Source organism: Granulibacter bethesdensis, from assembly GCF_001889525.1.
Classification (GTDB): Bacteria; Pseudomonadota; Alphaproteobacteria; order Acetobacterales; family Acetobacteraceae; genus Granulibacter; species Granulibacter bethesdensis_C.
Genome location: NZ_CP018192.1, coordinates 213805 through 233307 on the forward strand (window position 1 = coordinate 213805; position 19503 = coordinate 233307).

Below are 19503 nucleotides of genomic sequence, written 5' to 3' on the forward strand. Positions count from 1 at the left end.
ATCATGCGTCACCTTCGTCCCGCGATCATGGTTTTTCTGTTTCTGTCCCTGATCACGGGTATTCTCTACCCGCTTGCCATCACCGGCTTATCCGCGCTGGTGATGCCCGGAAAAGCAGGGGGCAGTCTGGTGTACGACCATGGAAAACTGGTCGGCTCCCATCTGATCGGCCAGAATTTCACGCAGCCCGGCTATTTTCATCCACGCCTGTCGGCAACGATGGGGCCTGATCCAGCCAATGCAGCTGTGACAATATCCGCGCCTTATAATGCAGCGGCCTCCGCTGCATCCAATCTCGGCCCTACCTCAAAAGTGTTGGTTGATCGTGTGGCGGCTTCTGTGGCGGCATTGAAAGCTGAAAATCCAGAGGCTATGGCTGTGGGTTTGTCTATTCCAGTGGAACTGGTGACAGGCTCCGGCAGTGGATTGGATCCCGATATTTCTCCGCAGGCAGCGATGTTTCAGGTGAAGCGCATTGCACGTGTACGCAAGTTTCCGGAAGATCGTATTGTCGCGCTGGTGAATCAGATGACGGAACAGCCTTTTCTGGGCTGGCTGGGGGAGCCGAGGGTCAATGTCCTGCAACTCAACATGGCTCTGGATACGCTGAAATAAATGCAAGACCCCCGCCCGGAACGACCTGATCCAGACGCCCTGCTTCGTCAGGCGGAAAAAGAAGGGCAGGAAGGTCGTCGCGGGCGGCTGAAGATTTTCCTTGGTGCCGCGCCGGGAGTTGGCAAGACATGCGAGATGCTGACCACTGCGCATCATCTTCTGCGCGAGGGTGTTGATCTCGTTATCGGCGTCGTGGAAACGCATGGCCGCTCTGGCACTGCAGCGTTGGTCGAGGGGTTGGAAATCATTCCCCTTCGCTCTGTTCCGTATCGTGATCGCACGATGACGGAGATGGATCTGGATGCAATCCTGCATCGTGCACCGCAGACGGTGCTGGTGGATGAACTGGCACATGGAAATGTGCCTGGATCACGTCATCCGAAACGCTGGATGGATGTGGAGGAGCTTATCTCCGCCGGGATCGACGTTCTGACCACCGTCAATATCCAGCATCTGGAAAGTCTCAACGATATCGTTGCCAGCATCACCCGCATCCGTGTACGGGAAACGGTGCCGGATCGCGTGCTGAGTGAAGCGGATGAGATCGAACTGGTCGATCTGACCCCGAATGATCTGTTGCAGCGGATGCGTGATGGTAAAATCTACGCCCCACAGGCGGCCGGTCGGGCGATGCTGCATTATTTCTCGCCCGGTAATCTGACCGCGTTACGGGAGCTGGCACTACGTCAGACGGCGCAGCAGGTTGATGCCCAGCTGCTCGATCACATGAAGGCCAATGCCATTTCCGGCCCATGGGCGGCGGGGGAGCGGATCATGGTCTGGCTGACACTGCAGGATCGGGATGCCAGTCTCCTGCGCTATGGCAGGAGGCTGGCTGATCATCTGCATGCGCCATGGATCGTGCTGCATGTCGAGACCGGACGCGACATCACGGAGGATGCAAGGGCACGTATGGCAGGCCAGATGCATCTGGCCCAGTCGCTGGGAGCAGAGACCGTCACCATTCCCGGGCAGGACGAGGCGCTGGATGCGCTGGCCTATGCCCGGGCCCATAATGTGACGCAGATTGTGGCGGCCCATCCGGATGGTCATGCAGGGCGGATGCACTGGTATCAACGGGTGGCACGCTGGTTCAGCCGTTCGATGACGAACCGGCTGATCAGGGCGGGCGGCAGTTTTCCAATCCATATCGTTGCGCGATCCCGTGATGATGATCAGGACGTGGTGACACCTTTCGCCCCGGAACCGCGTCAGGCCATGCCCTATGTCAGCAGCACGCTGATCATCGGCGTGGCAACCGGGGCTGCCATGCTTCTGCGGCAGATTCTGGAAGTCGGTAATGTATCGCTGACATTTTTGACCGCCATTCTGTGGGTGGCGGTAGCATATGGTTTATGGCCTTCCCTGTGGGCATCGGTGCTGGGGATGCTGTGTTTCAATTTCTTTTTCCTGCCCCCGCTTTACACTTTCACCATTGCCGCACCGGAAAACGTGGTGGCCATGTTCTTTTTTCTGACCACCGCCCTGATCGCCAGCCATCTGGGGGCGAGGGTTCGGAATCAGGCGGTGGTGGCGCGTCATAGGGCGGATATCACGCAGTCGCTTTATCAGTTCAATCGTCGTTTGTCGGGGATTGTAACGCTGGAGGATCTGCTGTGGACGGCGTGCCATCAGATTGCCACCGCGCTGGAACGCAATGCCGTGATCCTGATGCCGGAGGGTGATCGGCTGATTCTGCGCGCATCCTACACCCCGGATGAGCAGATTGATGCCGATGATCTGGCGGCGGCAAGCTGGGCCTGGAAAAATGATCGTATGGCCGGTCGCGGCTCCGATACCTTGCCGGGCGTGGGCTGGCTGTTCATCCCGCTGCGCACGGGTCGCGGGCCGGTGGCGGTGATCGGTCTGGATGCCCATGCCGAGGACCATCTGTTGTATCCCGAGCAGCAACAGCTTCTGGATGCGCTGGGGGATCAGACAGCGCTGGCGATCGAGCGGATCGGTCTGGCAAAAGATCTGGATGAGGCACGTCTCACCGCGGAGACGGAAAAACTGCGCGGTGCGTTGCTGACCTCACTCTCGCATGATCTGCGCACGCCGCTGGCCTCTATCCTTGGGGCTGCCTCCAGCCTGCATGATTATGATGCGCTGTTGACGGAGCAGGACCGGCGGGAATTGCTGCTGACCATTCGTGAGGAGGCCGAGCGGCTGAATCGCTTCGTGGCGAATCTGCTCGATATGATCCGGCTGGAGGCCGGGGCATTGCAACCAGGACGGGAGCGGGTGGACCTTGCGGAGGTGGCGGCCAGCGCATTGTCTCGCGCCACCCGCATTTTGTCGGATCATCCGGTGCGGCTGGAGGTCGCGCCCGACCTGCCCATGCCCTTGCTGGATGATGTCCTGCTGGAGCAGGTTCTGTTCAATCTGCTCGATAACGCGGCCAAATACACGCCGCCGGGCACGCCGATCAGCATTATGATCGGGCAAGGCCCAGGTGTTCTGACGATTCGCGTGCTGGATGAGGGAGCCGGCCTCAGCGTGCAGGACACGGAGAGCGTGTTTGAGAAATTCACGCGTTTCCGTGCGGCTGACCGTTCCCGCCCGGGTACCGGCTTGGGGCTTGCCATTGCGCGGGGTTTCATCGAAGCCATGGGGGGAGGGATCGTGGCCCGTAACCGGAGTGATCGCTCCGGTGCTGAATTCACGATCACTCTTCCAGTGGAGGCGGAGAACAGATGAGCGACCCCTGCGTGCTGATCGTGGATGACGAGCCGGCCATTCGTCGTTTGCTGCGCACCACGTTGGGATCACAGTCATGGCGGATCACGGAAGCGGCCAGCGGTGCCGTGGCAATGCAGATTTTGGTCGAGCAAAAGCCTGATCTCGTGCTGCTCGATCTCGGTCTGCCGGATATGGATGGGCTGGAGGTGCTGCGGCAGATCAGGAAAATGGCTCCCACTCTGCCGGTGGTGATTCTCTCGGCACGGGATAATGAACGCGGCAAGGTGGCGGCGTTTGAAATGGGGGCAGATGATTACGTTACCAAGCCGTTCGGCATGGCGGAGCTGGTGGCCCGTCTGCGCACGGCGCTGCGTCATTCCCTGCAAACGGAAGGCACTGTGCCGGTGTTTGTCTCCGGCGATTTATCGGTCGATCTTGTGCGACGCCATGTCTTCAAGGGTGGGGACGAGATTAAACTCTCTCCGCGTGAATGGGACATTCTGAGGATGCTGGTGCAGCATGCCGGAAAAGTGCTGACCCATCAGCATATCATGTCCAGATTATGGGGCGCACAGGGCGATGTGCAGCAACTGCGCGTCTATATCCGGCAGATCAGGCAGAAGCTGGAATCCAACCCGGAACAGCCCCGCTGTATCGTCACCGAGACCGGTATTGGCTATCGCTTGATAGAAGCGGATGATATGGACAGGTAAAGGCATCCATCTTTTCTGGTTTCTGCAGCAGTTGTTCTGACCCGTGACAAAGTATACGGCCCCTTCTGTTCCCCCTGAAAATGCTTTGCCGTCTGCAGGCCCGCCAAGGGTGGTTATTCGAGGATCCCGGACCGGTCCCCTGCTGGCTGTCATGGCCTGCGTGCTGTTGTGGAGCCTGATCGGAACTGTCTCGAAGCTCACGCAGGCACAGATCGATTTTTACCAGATGATGAGCTGGTCCAACCTGCTGTCGTTGCTGGCCGTGCTGGTGGTGCATCGTCTGAGTGGTCGGGCCTGGCGCAATCTGCTGCCGAAACGCGCAGATATCAGCCGGGTCAGGCTGCTGATGCTGCCTGCGTTGCTTGGTATGCTCGATTGTTTCTTCTATCTGGCGGTTTATTACGGCTACGGTCATGCCAATGGTGTGGCGGTGCTGGTCACACAATCGAGCTGGCCGCTAATGATCGTATTGCTCGGCATGGCAGTGTTCAGCGAGCGAATGAGTCTCCGACGCTGGGTTGGAATGGCGCTGGGTTTTTTGGCTCTGCTGGTCACAGCGTCTGCCGCGGGGCATGCCGTGCTGCCAGCGGGGCCGGAGACGGATGCGAGCACGGCAGCAGCCGGTTTCGCGACACTGTGCGTCGTGCTGCTGGGAGCGTTCAGCTTTACGCTTTTTTCGGTCTTGTCCCGTTTTCTGCGGTTGGATGCGTTTGCCGGCACAGTCTGGGTTTTTCTGTTCTCGCTTTTATGCTCGCTGGTGCCGTTGGTTCTGTTCAGCCGGTTGACCCTGCCACCCCGCTCGGCATGGGCAGCCTTGTTGCTGAACGGAGTGTTGATCAACGGGGTCTCTTACATCCTGTGGATCTATGCGATGTCGTCAGCCCACGCCGCCCGTCTGACCGCGTTGGCCTTTGCAGCGCCCGCTTTATCGACGATATGGCTGGTGGTGTTTCTGCATGAGCCGCTGATCCCGGCCTATCTGCTGGGACTGGGCATGGCACTGGCCGGAGGCATGCTATGCCTGTCCGGTTCGGATGCAGGGCATGCCTGACGATAAATTCGATCTTATCGGGCGGAAAATGGTGCCGACACTCGGAATTGAACCGAGGACCTACTGATTACGAATCAGTTGCTCTACCCCTGAGCTATGTCGGCATAAGGCATACGAACCAGAGACCTTGTGACGGGTCATGTGTATCCTTGAGCGGCGCCGATATACAGAAAGCCGGCGCAGGCGGCAAGAGAAGAAGCCGCCTTATATCCCGCATCCTGAGCCGGAAAGATCAGTTTTTGCTCTCCGCGGCCGGTGCGGGCGGAAGAATGGCCATGACCGTTTCCGCAGGGCGGCAGAGTTTGACACCCAGTGGCGTATCGACGATGGGCCGGTTGAGCAGGGCGGGTTCCGCTAGAAGGGCGGTCAGAATATCCTCCTCCGTCAGGTTGGGACGGTCGAGGCCGGATTGTTCATAGGCCGGCCCTTTGCGGCGCAGCAGATCATGTGCGGTGCCATTCATCCGGTGCAGCAATCCGCTAAGCTGGGGACGGGTCAGCGGCGTTTTCATATATTCGATGACCACCGGCTTATGCCCTGCTTCCTCGATCAGGGCCAGAACAGCCCGGGACGTCCCGCAGCCAGGATTGTGGTAGATCGTCACTGTCATCGCCTGTCACTCCCCATCGTGGCGGCCCGGATGATTGCAATGGCAGGGTCCTCAGCCTTTGCAACCATACAGGCCCGGAACCCTTATAGAACACCTGACTGGAACGCGCTAAAGATCGATGAACGGCATTCAGTGAAAGGCGTCCGCGACCAGCATGGTTCATGCCGAGCAGCAAGACTCGCAGCCTGACGGAGCGGCCGACGCTGCCCGTTCCCGAACCGCCTCTTCCATCGTGGTGCATCGTCATGCGCTGGAATGCCCCGGCTGTGGCGCGTTTTACCGTCAACCACCGCGATCACAGCTGGAAGTGCACTGCACGCGCTGCCACACCGTGCTGCGCCGTACGACACGCTCTCCTGAACGCGATACGGTGGCGCTGGCCGGAACCGGGCTGGCGCTGTTCATTCTGGTTGGCCTGATGCCTTATATCACCTTCGATATGAGAGGCCGGGAAAATGTCGGTACCATGCTGGGTGGGGCCCTGGCCTTCTGGGAATATGGCCTGTGGGTGCTTGGGCTGATCGTGATGTTCACGACCCTGATTGCGCCGTTTCTCCGTCTTGTCGGGCTGTTGGCGGCCATTACGGCACCGCGTATGCGCAAGCCTCCGCGGGAGTTGTATATTCTGCTGCGCGTCGCCCAATGGGTTCGGCCATGGTCGATGATCGAAGTTTTCATGCTCGGCATGCTGGTGGCCTATTCCCGTCTGGAGGCACTGGCGCATGTGCGTTTCGGGGTGGCGCTGTACGCTCTGGGTGGCCTGATGCTGGTGATGGCGGCGATGGATTGGGCGCTTGATCCCCGTGATGCCTGGAACAAGCTGGAGGCGCGTGGTCTGGTCGCCGATCCGGTGATGATGGGGGAGGCCCGCCGAAATGCGGCCACAACGCGTTTTGATGAACGGAGCGCTGTCAGCTGTCATGGCTGTGGGTTGGTAGTCGAGGGGGCGGATCATGATGCCTCCTGCCCCCGCTGCGGCAGTTTCCTCCATCGCCGGCAGCCGGACAGTGTCACCAGAACGATCGCGCTGGTGGTGGCAGCGGCGCTCTTATACATCCCGGCCAATATCTATCCGGTCATGATCATCACTTCATTAGGCGATACCTCTCCCCATACGATTGTTGGTGGCGTGAAGGAACTGATTGAAGCGGATATGTGGCCGCTGGCGGCACTGGTGTTTTTTGCTAGCGTCATGGTGCCGGTGCTGAAAGTTATTGGGCTGGGCTGGATGATCCTGCGGGTGCGCAGACCCAGTATGGAGGGTTTGAAAACGCGTACCAGGATTTTTCATGTCATCGAAATGATTGGCCGCTGGTCGATGATTGATGTTTTCGTGGTGACGATTCTGATTGCACTGGTGCATATGGGATTTATTGCGACTATTCAGCCTGGTCCGGGGGCTTTGGCCTTTGCCGGCGTGGTCATTATAACAATGCTGGCGGCGGAGACTTTCGACCCGCGCCTGATGTGGGATGCGGCGATTGACCGGCAAAGGAGCACACGGCGTTCCCGTGATCAGGTTGCTGAGGAGCTTCCTGACAGAGTCAGGCGGCCATCCTCTTCCCGTGTTTCCGTCCAAGGTGGTCTGTCCCAATGAGCAATAACGAACGGCCGCCTTTGCCTCCCGAGGATGATGACGGGCTGGATTATCCGCAGGGCCTGCCCCGCCGTCGCTTTTCCCTGATCTGGCTGGTGCCGATTCTGGCGGCGATCTGCGTGATCTGGATCGGTTACCGCACCATCAGTCAGGAAGGTCCGACCATCACCCTGACTTTTCAGACCGGTGAAGGGCTGGTCGCGGGCCAGACCAAGGTGCGGCACAAAGCGGTTGATCTTGGCACGGTCCAGTCGATCAATCTGAGCAATGATATGTCTCATGTCGTGGTCACCATCGCCATGCGGCAGGAGGCGGAGAACGTTCTGACCGATCACGCCCGTTTCTGGGTGGTGCGCCCGCGTCTGTCGGCAGGGGATATCTCGGGGCTGGAGACCATCGTTTCGGGTGCCTTTATCGAACTCGATCCGGGTCGGCCGGGCGGGAATTATCGTTATCAGTTCACGGGGCTTGAGGCTCCGCCGGCAGTGCGGTCGGATGAACCGGGGAAGACCTTTACGTTGAAGGCGTTCAGGGTCGGGCAGATCGGCACCGGCGCCCCGGTTTTTTTCCGTGACCGGCCCGTGGGAGAGGTTCTGAGTCTGGATGTAGGCAAACCCGGTGAATCGGGGACCATGACTATCTTCATCCGGGCTCCGTTTGATCAATATGTGCATGAAGGCTCCTTCTTCTGGAGTGCTTCAGGCATGAGCGTTTCCACCTCCGGGGGGGATTTCCGGGTGGAAATCGAAAGTCTTCAGGCCCTTCTATCCGGCGCGGTTGCGTTTGATACGCCCAATGAGGCGCTGGAAACCCCGGAAGCCACCGATAAAACCAATTTTTTCCTGTTTCGTGATCAGGATACTGCCTCTTCTTCCCATTACCATGAGCAGCTGAAATTCGTGACCTATCTGAAGGGCGATCTCAGCGGCCTGGACAAGTATGCTCCGGTGCTGATTTACGGCATTCGTGTCGGCTTTGTGACCGATGTTCATCTCGGGTTCGACAGCAAATCGAATACGGTCATTGTGCCGGTTCATTTTGTCGTCCAGCCTGAGCGGCTGAAAATAAAGGGACCGCCTGTTTCCAAGGAGGAAAGCGAGGCGCGGCTGGCGGCACTGGTCAGGCACGGCCTGCGTGCCAAGCTGGCGACGACAAGCTATATCACAGGCGCGCAGGCGATCGAGCTGGTGATGGATGAAAACGGCCAGGATAGCGTCCTGATGCGCGAAGGCGATGCAGTCGTGCTGCAACAGGCCACCGGGACGGATTTCGCCGGGCTGACAGCCTCTGTGGGAGCAATTGCTGCCAAGCTGAACGCCATTCCTTTCGCAGAGATCGGTGCCAATCTGAACCAGACTCTGGAAGGGGTGGCCGCAATCGCTAAAGGGGAACAGCTTCGTAACACGTTGCGCGATGTCTCCAAAACGATGGCCAGCGTGCGAGAGCTGGCGGACAATGCCAATAAGGGAGCGACCCCTTTGCTGCGCCGCCTGCCTCAAATCAGCCAGGATCTGCAGTCGACATTGAGCCGGGCCAATACGCTGGTCGGCTCGCTGGATAATGGGTACGGAGCGAATTCTCATTTCAACCGGGAGCTGGACCGCCTGATGGCCCAGTTGAACGATACGGCCCGTTCCATCCGGATTCTGGCCGATCTGCTGGACCGTCACCCGGAGGCCCTGATTCTCGGTCGTGCCAAAGCAGGAGAACACTGATCCATGGTATTCAAGCAACCGGCCATGATCAGCTCCGGGCATGCCTGTGCAGAAACTGTGAAACGCCGTGCGGTGCTGGGCGGTCTGGCCGCAGGGCTGGCAGGATTGAGTGGCTGTGCGTCACCCAATCCGCAGCTTTTCACGTTGGCGACCGTGCCATCGACCCGTGTCTATCAGGGTGACTGGCTGGTGGAGCTGCGCCGGGTTGGTCTGCCGGCCTATCTGGATCGGCCTGAAATCGTTCGATCAAGCGACGGGTACAGGGTGTTTCTGGCCTCCAACCAGCGTTGGGCGGAGCCTCTGACCGATATGGTGGACCGGATTTTACGACAGGATTTGTCGCTGCGTCTGCCGGGATCGACGGTATTTTCGGAATCGGGGGCTATTTCTACCGATCCGACCGTCATTGTTGAAGCCGATCTGCAGCGTTTTGAATCTCCCGGCGATGGTTCTGTGCTGCTGTTGGCGCAATTCGCGATCCGTTCCTCCCGCTCTCATACCGCCTTGATGGCCCAGCCCGTGCGGATCAGTCATCCGATCTCAGGCGGAGGATCAGCGACTGATACGGCTTCCCTCGTCGCGGCCCTGAGTGCGGCTCTGGCAGAGATGGCCGATGCCATGGCCGTCGCAGTGGCACGCACCGCCCCTGACGTGCTCCGGCTGGAGGGGTGATGAAGAAGCAGATGCGGGATAGTGGGTCAAAGCGACTGGATACTCTCCCGTCCTGATCCTGTATCAAGATCGGTCAGGGCGCGCTGCATCAGCACGACATCCAGTGTGCGCCCCAGTTTCACCCCGACTTCCCGCAGGCGTCCGACTGATTTGAAGCCCAGCGTGGCATGGACGCCGATCGAGCCGATATTCTCCGCATCCCCGATCAGCGCGACCATCTGTCTGAAACCGGCCCGGGCGCTTTCATGAAGCAGCAAGGTCAGGAGTGCCTTGCCAACGCCCTGTCCTCGTACATCCTCACGCACGTAAACACTGTCCTCGGCGCAGTAGCGGTAGGCGGAACGGTCCCGGAACTGTGCTGCATAGGCATAGCCGATGATGCCGGTGCGGTCTTCAGCGACGATAAATGGCCAGGCTTCACTCTTGATGGTGTGGATCAGGCGCTCCATCTGCTCAACTGTGGGAGGCGTTTCCTCAAAAGTGCCTGTTCCATGGAGCACGTGATGGGCGTAAATGCTTTGGATGAAGGCACTGTCCTCCGGTTGTGCCGGGCGGAAATCGGGAAGGCGGTATGTCATGATGAGTGATCTTGATGTTATCGGGGTCTATTACTGAAATTTCAGAGTAGTGGTCATAGTGTCATCGTAAACCATGAGTTGTTTTGTGGTGACTTTTATGATCATGGCATGTTATGGATCAGTCACGATATTGTAACAGCCAGTATGGTATTTTTATTTTAGCTCTGAGCCAAGCTGGCACAGGCATCTAATCTGGATAATATATACCTCATCGTGCCAGGTGATGGGGCTGATTTCGCTTAAAGGATACGCTTTTGCAGAATAACAGCGATGCTTTGCCCTCCTCAGCGCAGGGACCGCAACAGGAAGCGGCTCTTGTTGATGTCGAGAACGAAGCCCTGCCGCCGGCGGTCGAAGCCCGTCTGGCTGCGGTTGAGGAAGCTGGCCGTTTCCATGGCATAACCCTGGACCGGGGCATGCTGCGTATTGTCAGCGGAGAGACGCCTTCAGCGGCGATGCTCGGGCAATGGGCCAAGGATTGCGGCCTGGCGGCGCGCGGGTTGCGGCTGAGCTGGGGGCAGCTCATGAAAATGAAGGGTACAAGCCCTCTGGTCATGCTGTTCAAGGATGGCGGAGCCGGGTTGATGGTGGGGGTCGACCCCCAGCGCAAGATCGTCTTCATGAAAGACCCGCTGGCACCCCGCAGGGATGATCCGATTGCCATTGATGAACTGCGCCTGTCGCAGGCATGGGATGGCGATACGTTGCTGATCCGCTCCCAGCGTGGCGTGGCAGAGGAGGATGCACCATTCAATTTCAGCTGGCTGCTGGGGATGGTTCTCAAGGAAAAGCGCAATCTGGTGGATATCGGAGTGGCATCAATCACTCTGAGTGTGCTGACCATCATTCCACCCATGCTGGTGATGACCGTTATCGACAAGGTCATTGCCCATCAGAGCATGTCCACCCTGCTGCTGGTGTCCCTGATCCTGCTGGTCTGTGTTCTGTTCGAGACTGTGCTGGGCTATACGAGGCGTGAGATCACCCAAATCGTGGCGGCACGGCTGGATGCCAAGCTGGCCTTGCATATTTTCAACCGTCTGCTGGCCCTCCCCCTGGAATATTTCGAGCAGCACCCTGCTGGTGAGACCACTCAGCGCCTCTATCAGGTGTTCCGTATCCGGGACTTCATGACAGGCAAGCTGCTTCAGACATTTCTTGATTTTTTCACGCTGATTGTCCTGCTGCCTTTTCTGTTTTACCTCAGCGCCACCCTGACCTGGATGGTCATCGGCATCTCGGTGCTGATTACCCTGACGATTGTCACTTTCCTCAATCCGATGCGGCGCGCTGTCGGTAAGGTTGTGGTGGCGGAAATTGCCAAGAATACTGTCATGGTGGAAACCGTCCACGGAATCCGGACGGTCAAGTCGATGGGGCTGGAGCCGCAGCAGAAGGAAGCCTGGGATGTGCGGGCTGCGGTTTCGGCACGGGCGAGGCTTGCAGCCGGGCGGCTGTCCAACTGGCCGAATACCATTGTCACACCGCTGGAACGGTTCATTGACCGGGGTGTGCTGCTGATTGGTGCCTATCTTGCGCTGACCCACCCTGACAGTGGTGTAGCTGTTGGTTCGCTGGTGGCTTTCATGATGCTGGGTGGACGTGTGGCTGCTCCGTTGGTGGGCATGGCGCGTCTGCTGGAAGATTTCGAGGAGGTGCGGACGTCGGTTGGCGAGGTGGGGGCCGTGCTTAATAATCCGAATGAAAGCAATGCCCTTCAGAATGGCCTGCGCCCCAAATTTGCCGGTGCCATCAGCTTCGACAATGTGCAGTTTACGTATCCCGGTTCCAAAACCCCTGCTCTATGTGGGGTCACATTCAGCGTTCCGGCCGGCACCATGCTTGGGCTGGTGGGGCGTAGTGGCTCGGGCAAGTCCACGATCACCCGATTATTGCAGGGGATCAACCGGGACTATGAAGGCTATGTGAAAATTGACGGTTCTGATCTGCGGGAAATCAATCTGCATCATCTGCGTCGCAGTTTCGGTGTAGTATTGCAGGATAATTTCCTGTTCCGCGGCACGATCCGCGAAAATATCATCGCTGGACGGCCTGGCCTGACACTGGAAGACGTGGTGCGGGCCGCGCGGCTGGCAGGGGCCGAGGAATTTATTGAACGGATGCCGCAAGGCTATGAAACCTTCATTCAGGAAGGCTCCGCCAATTTGTCCGGTGGCCAGCGTCAGCGTCTGGCCATTGCCCGCGCCCTGATTTCCGATCCGCGTCTGATGATTCTGGATGAAGCCACCAGCGCGCTGGATCCGGAAAGTGAGGCGCTGGTCAATGCCAATCTGGTGCGTATCGGCAAGGGGCGCACCATGGTGATCGTGTCCCACCGTCTGGCATCCCTGACAGAGTGCGATCTGATCGTGGTGATGGATCAGGGGCGGGTCGAGGATATGGCACCGCATAAGGTGTTGCTGGAACGGTGCACCATTTATCGTCAGCTGTGGAACCAGCAGAACCGTCATATGGAAGCAGCGCAGAAGCAGGGTCCGGTTGCGTCCATGCTCGCGCAGGGCGACTGACACGACAGAAATCAGGCAGGATTCTGTGATCCTGCCTGTCACAGGCTGCCTTCACTGCGGGAAGGCATCTCAGTCTCAGGGCGGCATTCACTGCGAAAACAAGGCAGTGGCACCGTTTGAATGCGTTAAGGGAGCAGGCCAATGGCCAGCAAACAGCTTAAATTGGCGCAGGCCAAGGATACAGCGGAGCTTCTGGAGTTTGAATCTCCCAGCTCTGCCGTCATTGCCACCCCGGTTCTGCCGACAGCCCGTCATAACACCCTCATCGTGTTCGGGCTGGTTACGTCACTGCTGCTGGCAGCGGGGTTGGTACCGGTCGACAAGGTGGTGACCGCCCGTGGCAAGGTGATTTCCAGGGTTCCGATCCAGGTTGTGCAACCTCTTGATACGGCCATCGTCCGTTCGATCAATGTGACGGAAGGGCAGGTAGTTCATAAAGGGGAACTTCTGGCTCAACTCGATCCGACCTTTGCCAGCGCGGATATGGGGCAGCTGCGTGATCAGGTGCGCAGTCTGGAGGCGGAACTGGCGCGGCTGCATGCGGAAGCTGATGGCAAACCCTATATTGCCCAGGCGGATAATCCGGACAGCAGGCTGCAGGCGGCGATCTACGCCCAGCGTCAGGCCGAGTGGAAATTCAAGGTCGAGAATTACAATCAGAAAATCAGCGGCTTGCAGAATACGGTCGCCAAAAGCCTGGCCGAGGCGAATTACTATCGTCAGCGTCTGGCCATTGCAACGAACGTAGAGAGCATGCGCCATGAGCTGGAGCGATTGCAGGTCGGCAGCAAGCTGAACTCACTGGCGGCGGTTGATAACCGCCTTGAGATGTCCCGCGATCTGGCAACTGCGACCTCCACCGCGGAAACGGCTCGCCGTGACATGCAGGCACTGGTGGCGGAGAGGGATGGTTTCATCAAGGAATGGGCTGCCAAGATCGGTCAGGATATTCAGGATGAAGGCCGCAAATATAGCGAGCAGAGCGAAAATCTGAAAAAAGCCCAGCTGCGACATAAACTGGTTGAATTACAGGCCAGCGGTGATGCCGTGATCCAGAGTATCGCCAAGGTATCCGTGGGATCGGTTCTTCAGTCGGGTGCCCAGTTCATCACCATTGTCCCGCTGGATGCTCCTCTGGAAGTTGAGGCTGATGTGCCGGGCGAGGATGCCGGTTTCGTGCATGTTGGCGATACGGTGACGGTCAAGTTCGATACGTTTCCGTTTACGCAATATGGCGGAGCACAGGGAATAGTCCGGGTGACGAGCCCGGACAGCTACAGCCAGAATGATTCGCGGGATGGGCAGCTGAAAGATACCCAGCAATCCTCCATGGCAGCCGAGAAGACCTTCTACAAGGCGCGGGTGACGATTGATAAGGTCACGTTGCACGACACGCCGGAAGGATTTCACATTGTTCCGGGCATGCCTGTCACCGCTGACATCAAGGTTGGGCAGCGTACGATCCTGAAATATCTTCTGGGCAAAGTCCTGCCGGCGTTTTCAGAAGGCATGCGGGAGCCTTGATCCGTGATTGATCAATAACGGGGATCATGATCAGAGGGGTATGACGCAGCCGTGGCACGTCTGATAAACCGGGTAACCGGCCTGTTTTCTCCTTCTGCCAGAATGCAGGAGGCCACAGCACTTGCGGAAGCAGGGGAATGGCCCAAAGCGTTTCCGCTTTTTGCCAAAGTGGCCGAAAAAGGTGTGGCCGAAGCGCAATATCGGGTTGGGCGTTGCTATCTGGAGGCTGCAGGCGTTCCTTTCAGTCCCCGGGAAGGGGAACGCTGGTTGGAAAGGGCCGCCAGTCAGGGCTTCGTGGAAGCGCAGACCCTGCTGGCAACCCTGTATCTGCGTGGCGTGGGGGAGCAGGGGGAACCAGCCACTGCCGATCCCGCAAAGGCTGCATCGGAAGATGTGCTGGGTGGGGTGGAAGCCTCTCTGGAGGCGCGATCCGGGGGCGCAGGAACAGCGGCCTCCCGTGTCGGATCAGGCTTGTTTACCTCTGCTTCCACGATTCAGGCCGATCCGCTCAAGGCACTGGGCTGGGCGAGCAAGGCGGCGGAAGCTGGTTCCTCTGACGGGCAGGCGCTGGTCGGATATATCCTGACGACCGGTCCGGAGTCTGTGCGCGATCTTGAGCAGGCGCTGGTATGGTACCAGAAAGCAGCAGCTTCAGGCTGTCCGCAGGGGGCGCTGGGAGTGGGGTTGGCCCTGCTCAAGGATGCAGTGACGCCGGAAGCCACTCAGGCAGCAGCCGAGCAATTGCAGGTGGCAGCCAAGGGAGGTCTGCCGACGGCGCTCTATCTGCTGGGCGTGATGCATGAGCGTGCCGCCGGTGTGCCCCATGATCTGGCAGCGGCCGCCGGTTACTACAAGGCAGCCGCAGAGAAAGGGCTGGTTTCCGCCCAGGCACGCTGGGGTCTGGCGCTGCTGGAAGGACGAGGCGTCAAGCGTAATCTGCTGGAGGGTGAATCATGGCTGCGCCGTGCAGCCCTTCAGGGCGATGCCGAGGCGGCGGCACTGGTGGGTGACCTTTACGCACGGGGTGGGGATGTCCCGCCTAATTATGCCGAGGCCGCTCTGTGGTTTCGACGTGCTTCCGATGCAGGGCACAGCAAGGCGGCCCGTACGCTGGGTCTGATGTGTCTGACGGGGGCCGGGATGAGCCGCGACCCGGAAGAAGCGGCTCGCTGGTTCCGTATTTCGGCCGAGCGTGGTGATCAGGAAGCCGTGTCCGACCTTGCCAGTCTGGTGCAGGCTGGTCTGGCTGCGGAAGAAGAGAGCATCAGAACCCGCAAGATTTTTGAACAGGCCGCTGCGAATGGGGATCTGGTCGCGGCTTTCAATTTCGGCGTTTGCCTTGCCGAAGGGGTGGGAATTGAGAAAGACGAGCGCAGCGCCGCGCAATGGTTGCGCAAGGCTGCGGATGGCGTGGTGAATGCTCAGTACTGGTATGGGCGTATGCTGCTGGAAGGGCGTGGTCTCGATGTGGACGCCGAAGCCGGGCGCTCCTGGATCGAACGGGCTGCTTCTACCGGCATGGTGGAGGCCGAGGTTGCGTTTGCAGAACTGCTGGTGACTGGGCGCGGTGGCGCGAAGGATCATCCGGAGGCGCTGGTCTATTTCGAACGTGCCGCCGGGCGGGGCCATATCGGTGCCATGTTCGCAATTGGTGCTATGATGGGCGGTGGTCACGAAGTACCGACGGATCGGGAGAAGGCGATCATCTGGTATCGTGCGGCAGCAGAGCGTGGTCATGCTCATGCACAGCTGATGTTGGGTCGGTTTCTGGCGCGGGGACTGGCTGGAGAAAAGGACGAGCTTCAGGGGCGCTTCTGGTTGGAAAAGGCCTTGTCGCAGGGTCTGACAGAAGCACAGGGCGATCTTCAGGCTCTACCCCCGGAGATTCTGACGATGCCCTATCCTTATGAGGCAGTCAGAGAGGACAATCCCCCCGAAGAGCCTGTCCCACACTTGGCAGAGCATGAGCCGTCTTCAGTCCAAAATCCGGCTCTGACGGATCATTCCTGACGTGCCGGATATGTTGCAGGGTGCGAGATGGCAGCATTAGGCAGCGCTGCCGTTGCGGCTGAGCGACAGAGACTGCGGGAATATTGGCGTCAGCTGGCTGAAGATGCCTACAAGCTTGGCGAACGGGCCATGGAGCAGTCGCAGTGGCACGAAGCTGCGTTCTGGCTGGCCCGGGCCACGCGTCTGTCTCCGCGTCAGGACACGATCCGGCTGCTATCGGCACTTCTGAAGCTGCGGCGGGGTGATCCGACTGCAAGGGCCGATTTTGAATCCCTTGCACGCCAGTATGAAACGACCGAGATCCTGTCCGGTTTGGCGACTTTGCAGGTGCTGGGCGGTGATCTGGCATATGCTGCCATTACCGTTCAACGACTTCTCTCACGTATCCGGCATGATGTCTGGCCGATAGCGCATGAATTGTTGATGACGGTGAGCAGGGCAGCAGGATTGCCGGGCTGGTGCCGCCTGTCAGCCGATGGACATGTTCACGCCTATGAAGTCGGAACGGGTGATGTAAACCCCGCCAGTCTCAGTTTCACCCTTGATGGGATAACGCTGGAAACAGCGCCTTCCATGCAGAAGTTGGTGGCGGGTCATTGTCTTGATGTGCGAAGCAGAAATCGGCCTTTGCTGGGGTCGCCGTTTGATTTGGTGGCGATGTATCGTGTGCAGGGCTGGATTGATTGGAATGAAGACGGGGATGTGCAGGGCTGGGCCTGGCATCCGGGCTGCCCTGACGCTGATCCGCTGCTGGCGGTCATCTCTGCTGACGGACACTTGTATGGTCCGTTCACGGCGCATGAACCGGCGGAGAAAGTGGGTCTTGATACACCCTTTGCCCGTCCCCGGCGTATTCATGTTCCGGCGGGGGAATGGGATGGCACCGGGCTGATTTCGGTTCGCGATGTGCGAGGCAATGATCTTTTGGGTAGTCCGCTTGATCCCCGTCTGAGCCCTCTGTTGAAACTGAAGCGGCAGGGTGCGACCGGTGGCGAGGGTTTTGCCCGCGGCGCGATCAGATCGGTGCGTGCTCTGGCCCGTGCATTACCGGTTGCTGCCCCGCCCATTCCCTGTCCTGCGGATATCCTGCCGGAGATAAAGCCTCTGGTCCCGTTGCGCTGCTTGCCTGTAGCGGAGAGCCTGTCGACCGCCTCCCCTGTTGAGACAGGGCGGCCCGTCTCCATCGTGATGCCGGTTTATGGTGGCGGAGACGTTGTCCGAGCCTGTCTGGAGTCTGTGCTGGCCACGGTCCCTGAATCGACCGAGATCATCATCGTGGACGATGCCGGTTACGACCCCGCACTTCTGGTGCATTTACAGGCTCTTGCCGGGCAGGGGCGCATCAGCCTGCTGCATCAGGCCCGCAATCGCGGATTTCCATCCGCGGTCAATCTTGGCATGCGGGCGGTTGGGGCCGGGCGGGACGTGGTGCTGCTGAACAGTGACACGCTGGTGCCGAAAGGGTGGCTGAAGCGGTTACAGAAAGCTGCTTGTACGGCTTCGGATATCGGGACGGCAACACCTTTTTCGAACGATGCCTCAATACTGAGCTATCCGCAGGAGGATGGGCGCTGGCCTCTGCCGGATCGTGCTGAAACAGAGCAGTTCGCCCAATTTGCTCGTCAGGCCAACAGGGACCGGGTGGTTGATATTCCGGTTGCGGTCGGGTTCTGCATGTATATCCGCCGGGACTGCCTCGATGAGGTCGGTGTTTTCCGGGATGACGTCTTTGCGCAGGGCTATGGCGAAGAAAATGATTTCTGCCTGCGTGCCCGTGCGTTGGGCTGGCGCCATGTGGTTGCAACGGGTGCTTTCGTTGCCCATGTGGGGGGGGGCAGCTTCGGAGAAGGCCGGTCGCGTCTGGCAGCCCGGAATGAATCGATCCTCTCAGCGCTGCATCCGGGCTATCACGACATGGTGGCGGCTTGGCGTGCCCGCAACCCGCTGCATGCCAGCCGCCGGGCGATGGATGTTCTGCGTTTCCGGGCGGCCCTGCCTGACAGGCCTTCCGTTCTGATGATTACCCATGATCGGGGCGGAGGGGTGCAGCGACAGATTGAGACCCGGATAGCCCTTTTTCATCAGGCAGGCCGCAATGTGGTGATCCTGCGTCCGGTCATGATTGAGGAGACGGCCTCTTATGAGGGCTGGACCGTACTCGACACCGGGTTTGCCGATCAGTATCCCCATTTGCGGCACCGTATGCCCCATGACAGGGCTGTCTTGCTGCGGCTGCTGCGCCAGATAAAGGTGGAGCAGGTGGAACTGCATCATCTGCTTGGCCATGACCACACCGTAGCCGGTCTGGCTGCAGCGCTGGGTGTGCCGCAGGATATGCACGTGCATGATTATGCCGCGTTCTGCCCCCGTATCGCCCTCATGAGTCCGGCCCGGCGCTATTGCGGGGAGCCGGATATCGACCAGTGTGAACGCTGCATCGCCGAGGGAGGCAGTCATCTGGAGGAGCCAATCAGTATTGCAGCCTTGCGCCACCGCTCACAGCGCGATCTGATGGAGGCTGCGCAGGTCGTCACTCCCTCAAGGGATGTGGCACGGCGGATGCAACGCCATTTCCCGGCCCTTCATCCCATCATTGTCCCATGGGAAGAAAGTGACGATATCGTGTCCATGCCCCCAGGAATGGAGAGTGATATGGCGGCATGGGGGCCTTTGGCGGATCATATTTGCGTGATCTGTGTTATTGGCGCGATCGGCGCTGAAAAAGGTTTTGACTGTCTGCTGGAGGCTGCAAGGGATGCGGCAGCGCGCTCCCTCCCCCTTCGTTTCGTGCTGGTCGGGCATAGTGTTGATGATCCGGCCCTGCTCGAGACAGGTTATGTCCGAATCACCGGACGTTACAGCGATGATGATTTGCCCGCTCTTATTGTGGCCCAGAAGGCGAAAATGGCATGGATTCCTTCAATCTGGCCTGAAACATGGTGCTTTACGCTCAGTGAGGCATGGCGGGCGGGGCTTCCCGTGGCGGCCTTCGACCTCGGTACGGTAGCGGAGCGTATTAAAAAAGCTCAGATGCATCAGAGCTATGCCGGCTTTGTGATGCCGCTTGGTATTTCTGTTCAGATCATAAACGATACATTTCTATCCTGTCAGATGGATAGAACAGGCTTTGCATCCTCTGCAAATAGGGTAAACAGAATTAAGTTTTGCTGAATACGGTGAAAGCGGTTCTGACAGCCAAAAGAAGCAG

The 19503-nt window shown here is 59.0% G+C and carries 13 protein-coding genes and 1 tRNA gene; 11 read left to right on the top strand and 3 right to left on the bottom strand.

Going from position 1 to position 19503, the window contains the following annotated elements; all coding sequences use genetic code 11:
• Positions 1 to 3: 3 nt before the first annotated feature.
• The 4 genes from kdpC (at position 4) to GbCGDNIH6_RS00960 (ending at position 5061) form a co-directional block, all read left to right on the top strand.
• Positions 4 to 615 (top strand): potassium-transporting ATPase subunit KdpC, encoded by a 612-nt coding sequence (gene kdpC, locus GbCGDNIH6_RS00945; protein ID WP_475689803.1) that lies wholly within the window; start codon positions 4 to 6, stop codon positions 613 to 615.
• Positions 616 to 3315 carry a sensor histidine kinase gene (locus tag GbCGDNIH6_RS00950; RefSeq protein ID WP_072562534.1) on the top strand — a complete coding sequence of 900 codons (2700 nt, stop codon included), beginning with the start codon at positions 616 to 618 and terminating at the stop codon, positions 3313 to 3315. It abuts the gene before it with no gap.
• Entirely contained in the window at positions 3312 to 4010 is a 699-nt protein-coding gene (locus tag GbCGDNIH6_RS00955) for a response regulator transcription factor (RefSeq protein WP_072562535.1), read from the top strand. Before GbCGDNIH6_RS00950 ends, GbCGDNIH6_RS00955 begins: the two co-directional genes overlap by 4 nt.
• 109 nt (positions 4011 to 4119) lie before the next feature.
• A complete protein-coding gene (locus tag GbCGDNIH6_RS00960) occupies positions 4120 to 5061 on the top strand; it encodes a DMT family transporter (protein WP_081369896.1) in 942 nt (313 codons plus the stop codon).
• Positions 5062 to 5090: 29 nt separating this feature from the next.
• On the opposite strand, the gene GbCGDNIH6_RS00965 is transcribed toward GbCGDNIH6_RS00960, so the two are convergent.
• Positions 5091 to 5165 (bottom strand) — tRNA-Thr (locus GbCGDNIH6_RS00965).
• 128 nt (positions 5166 to 5293) lie between these two features.
• Positions 5294 to 5671 carry an arsenate reductase (glutaredoxin) gene (gene arsC, locus GbCGDNIH6_RS00970; protein WP_072562536.1) on the bottom strand — a complete coding sequence of 126 codons (378 nt, stop codon included), beginning with the start codon at positions 5669 to 5671 and terminating at the stop codon, positions 5294 to 5296.
• Between the two features lie 154 nt (positions 5672 to 5825).
• Between arsC and GbCGDNIH6_RS00975 the strand changes: the two genes are divergently transcribed.
• Genes GbCGDNIH6_RS00975 through GbCGDNIH6_RS00985 form a run of 3 tightly spaced genes read left to right on the top strand, consistent with a single transcriptional unit; the run spans position 5826 to position 9655 of the window.
• The gene (locus tag GbCGDNIH6_RS00975) at positions 5826 to 7268 is read left to right on the top strand and encodes a paraquat-inducible protein A (RefSeq protein WP_072562537.1); all 1443 of its coding nucleotides are present in this window, start codon (positions 5826 to 5828) and stop codon (positions 7266 to 7268) included.
• Positions 7265 to 8983, top strand: a complete 1719-nt coding sequence (locus tag GbCGDNIH6_RS00980; protein WP_072562538.1) for a PqiB family protein — start codon at positions 7265 to 7267, stop codon at positions 8981 to 8983. Before GbCGDNIH6_RS00975 ends, GbCGDNIH6_RS00980 begins: the two co-directional genes overlap by 4 nt.
• 3 nt (positions 8984 to 8986) lie before the next feature.
• Positions 8987 to 9655: a PqiC family protein gene (locus tag GbCGDNIH6_RS00985; protein WP_072562539.1), complete on the top strand. Its 669-nt coding sequence runs from the start codon at positions 8987 to 8989 to the stop codon at positions 9653 to 9655.
• 26 nt (positions 9656 to 9681) lie between these two features.
• Here the strand turns inward: GbCGDNIH6_RS00985 and GbCGDNIH6_RS00990 are convergent, their stop codons facing one another.
• Positions 9682 to 10233 (bottom strand): GNAT family N-acetyltransferase, encoded by a 552-nt coding sequence (locus GbCGDNIH6_RS00990; RefSeq protein WP_072562540.1) that lies wholly within the window; start codon positions 10231 to 10233, stop codon positions 9682 to 9684.
• 254 nt (positions 10234 to 10487) lie between these two features.
• Between GbCGDNIH6_RS00990 and GbCGDNIH6_RS00995 the strand changes: the two genes are divergently transcribed.
• The 4 genes from GbCGDNIH6_RS00995 (at position 10488) to GbCGDNIH6_RS01010 (ending at position 19466) form a co-directional block, all read left to right on the top strand.
• Positions 10488 to 12761 (top strand): peptidase domain-containing ABC transporter, encoded by a 2274-nt coding sequence (locus GbCGDNIH6_RS00995; protein WP_072562541.1) that lies wholly within the window; start codon positions 10488 to 10490, stop codon positions 12759 to 12761.
• 141 nt (positions 12762 to 12902) lie between these two features.
• A complete protein-coding gene (locus GbCGDNIH6_RS01000) occupies positions 12903 to 14285 on the top strand; it encodes an HlyD family type I secretion periplasmic adaptor subunit (RefSeq protein WP_072562542.1) in 1383 nt (460 codons plus the stop codon).
• 102 nt (positions 14286 to 14387) lie between these two features.
• A complete protein-coding gene (locus tag GbCGDNIH6_RS01005; protein WP_408874851.1) occupies positions 14388 to 16295 on the top strand; it encodes a tetratricopeptide repeat protein in 1908 nt (635 codons plus the stop codon).
• 27 nt (positions 16296 to 16322) lie between these two features.
• Positions 16323 to 19466, top strand: a complete 3144-nt coding sequence (locus GbCGDNIH6_RS01010) for a glycosyltransferase (protein ID WP_072562544.1) — start codon at positions 16323 to 16325, stop codon at positions 19464 to 19466.
• Positions 19467 to 19503 lie beyond the last annotated feature (37 nt).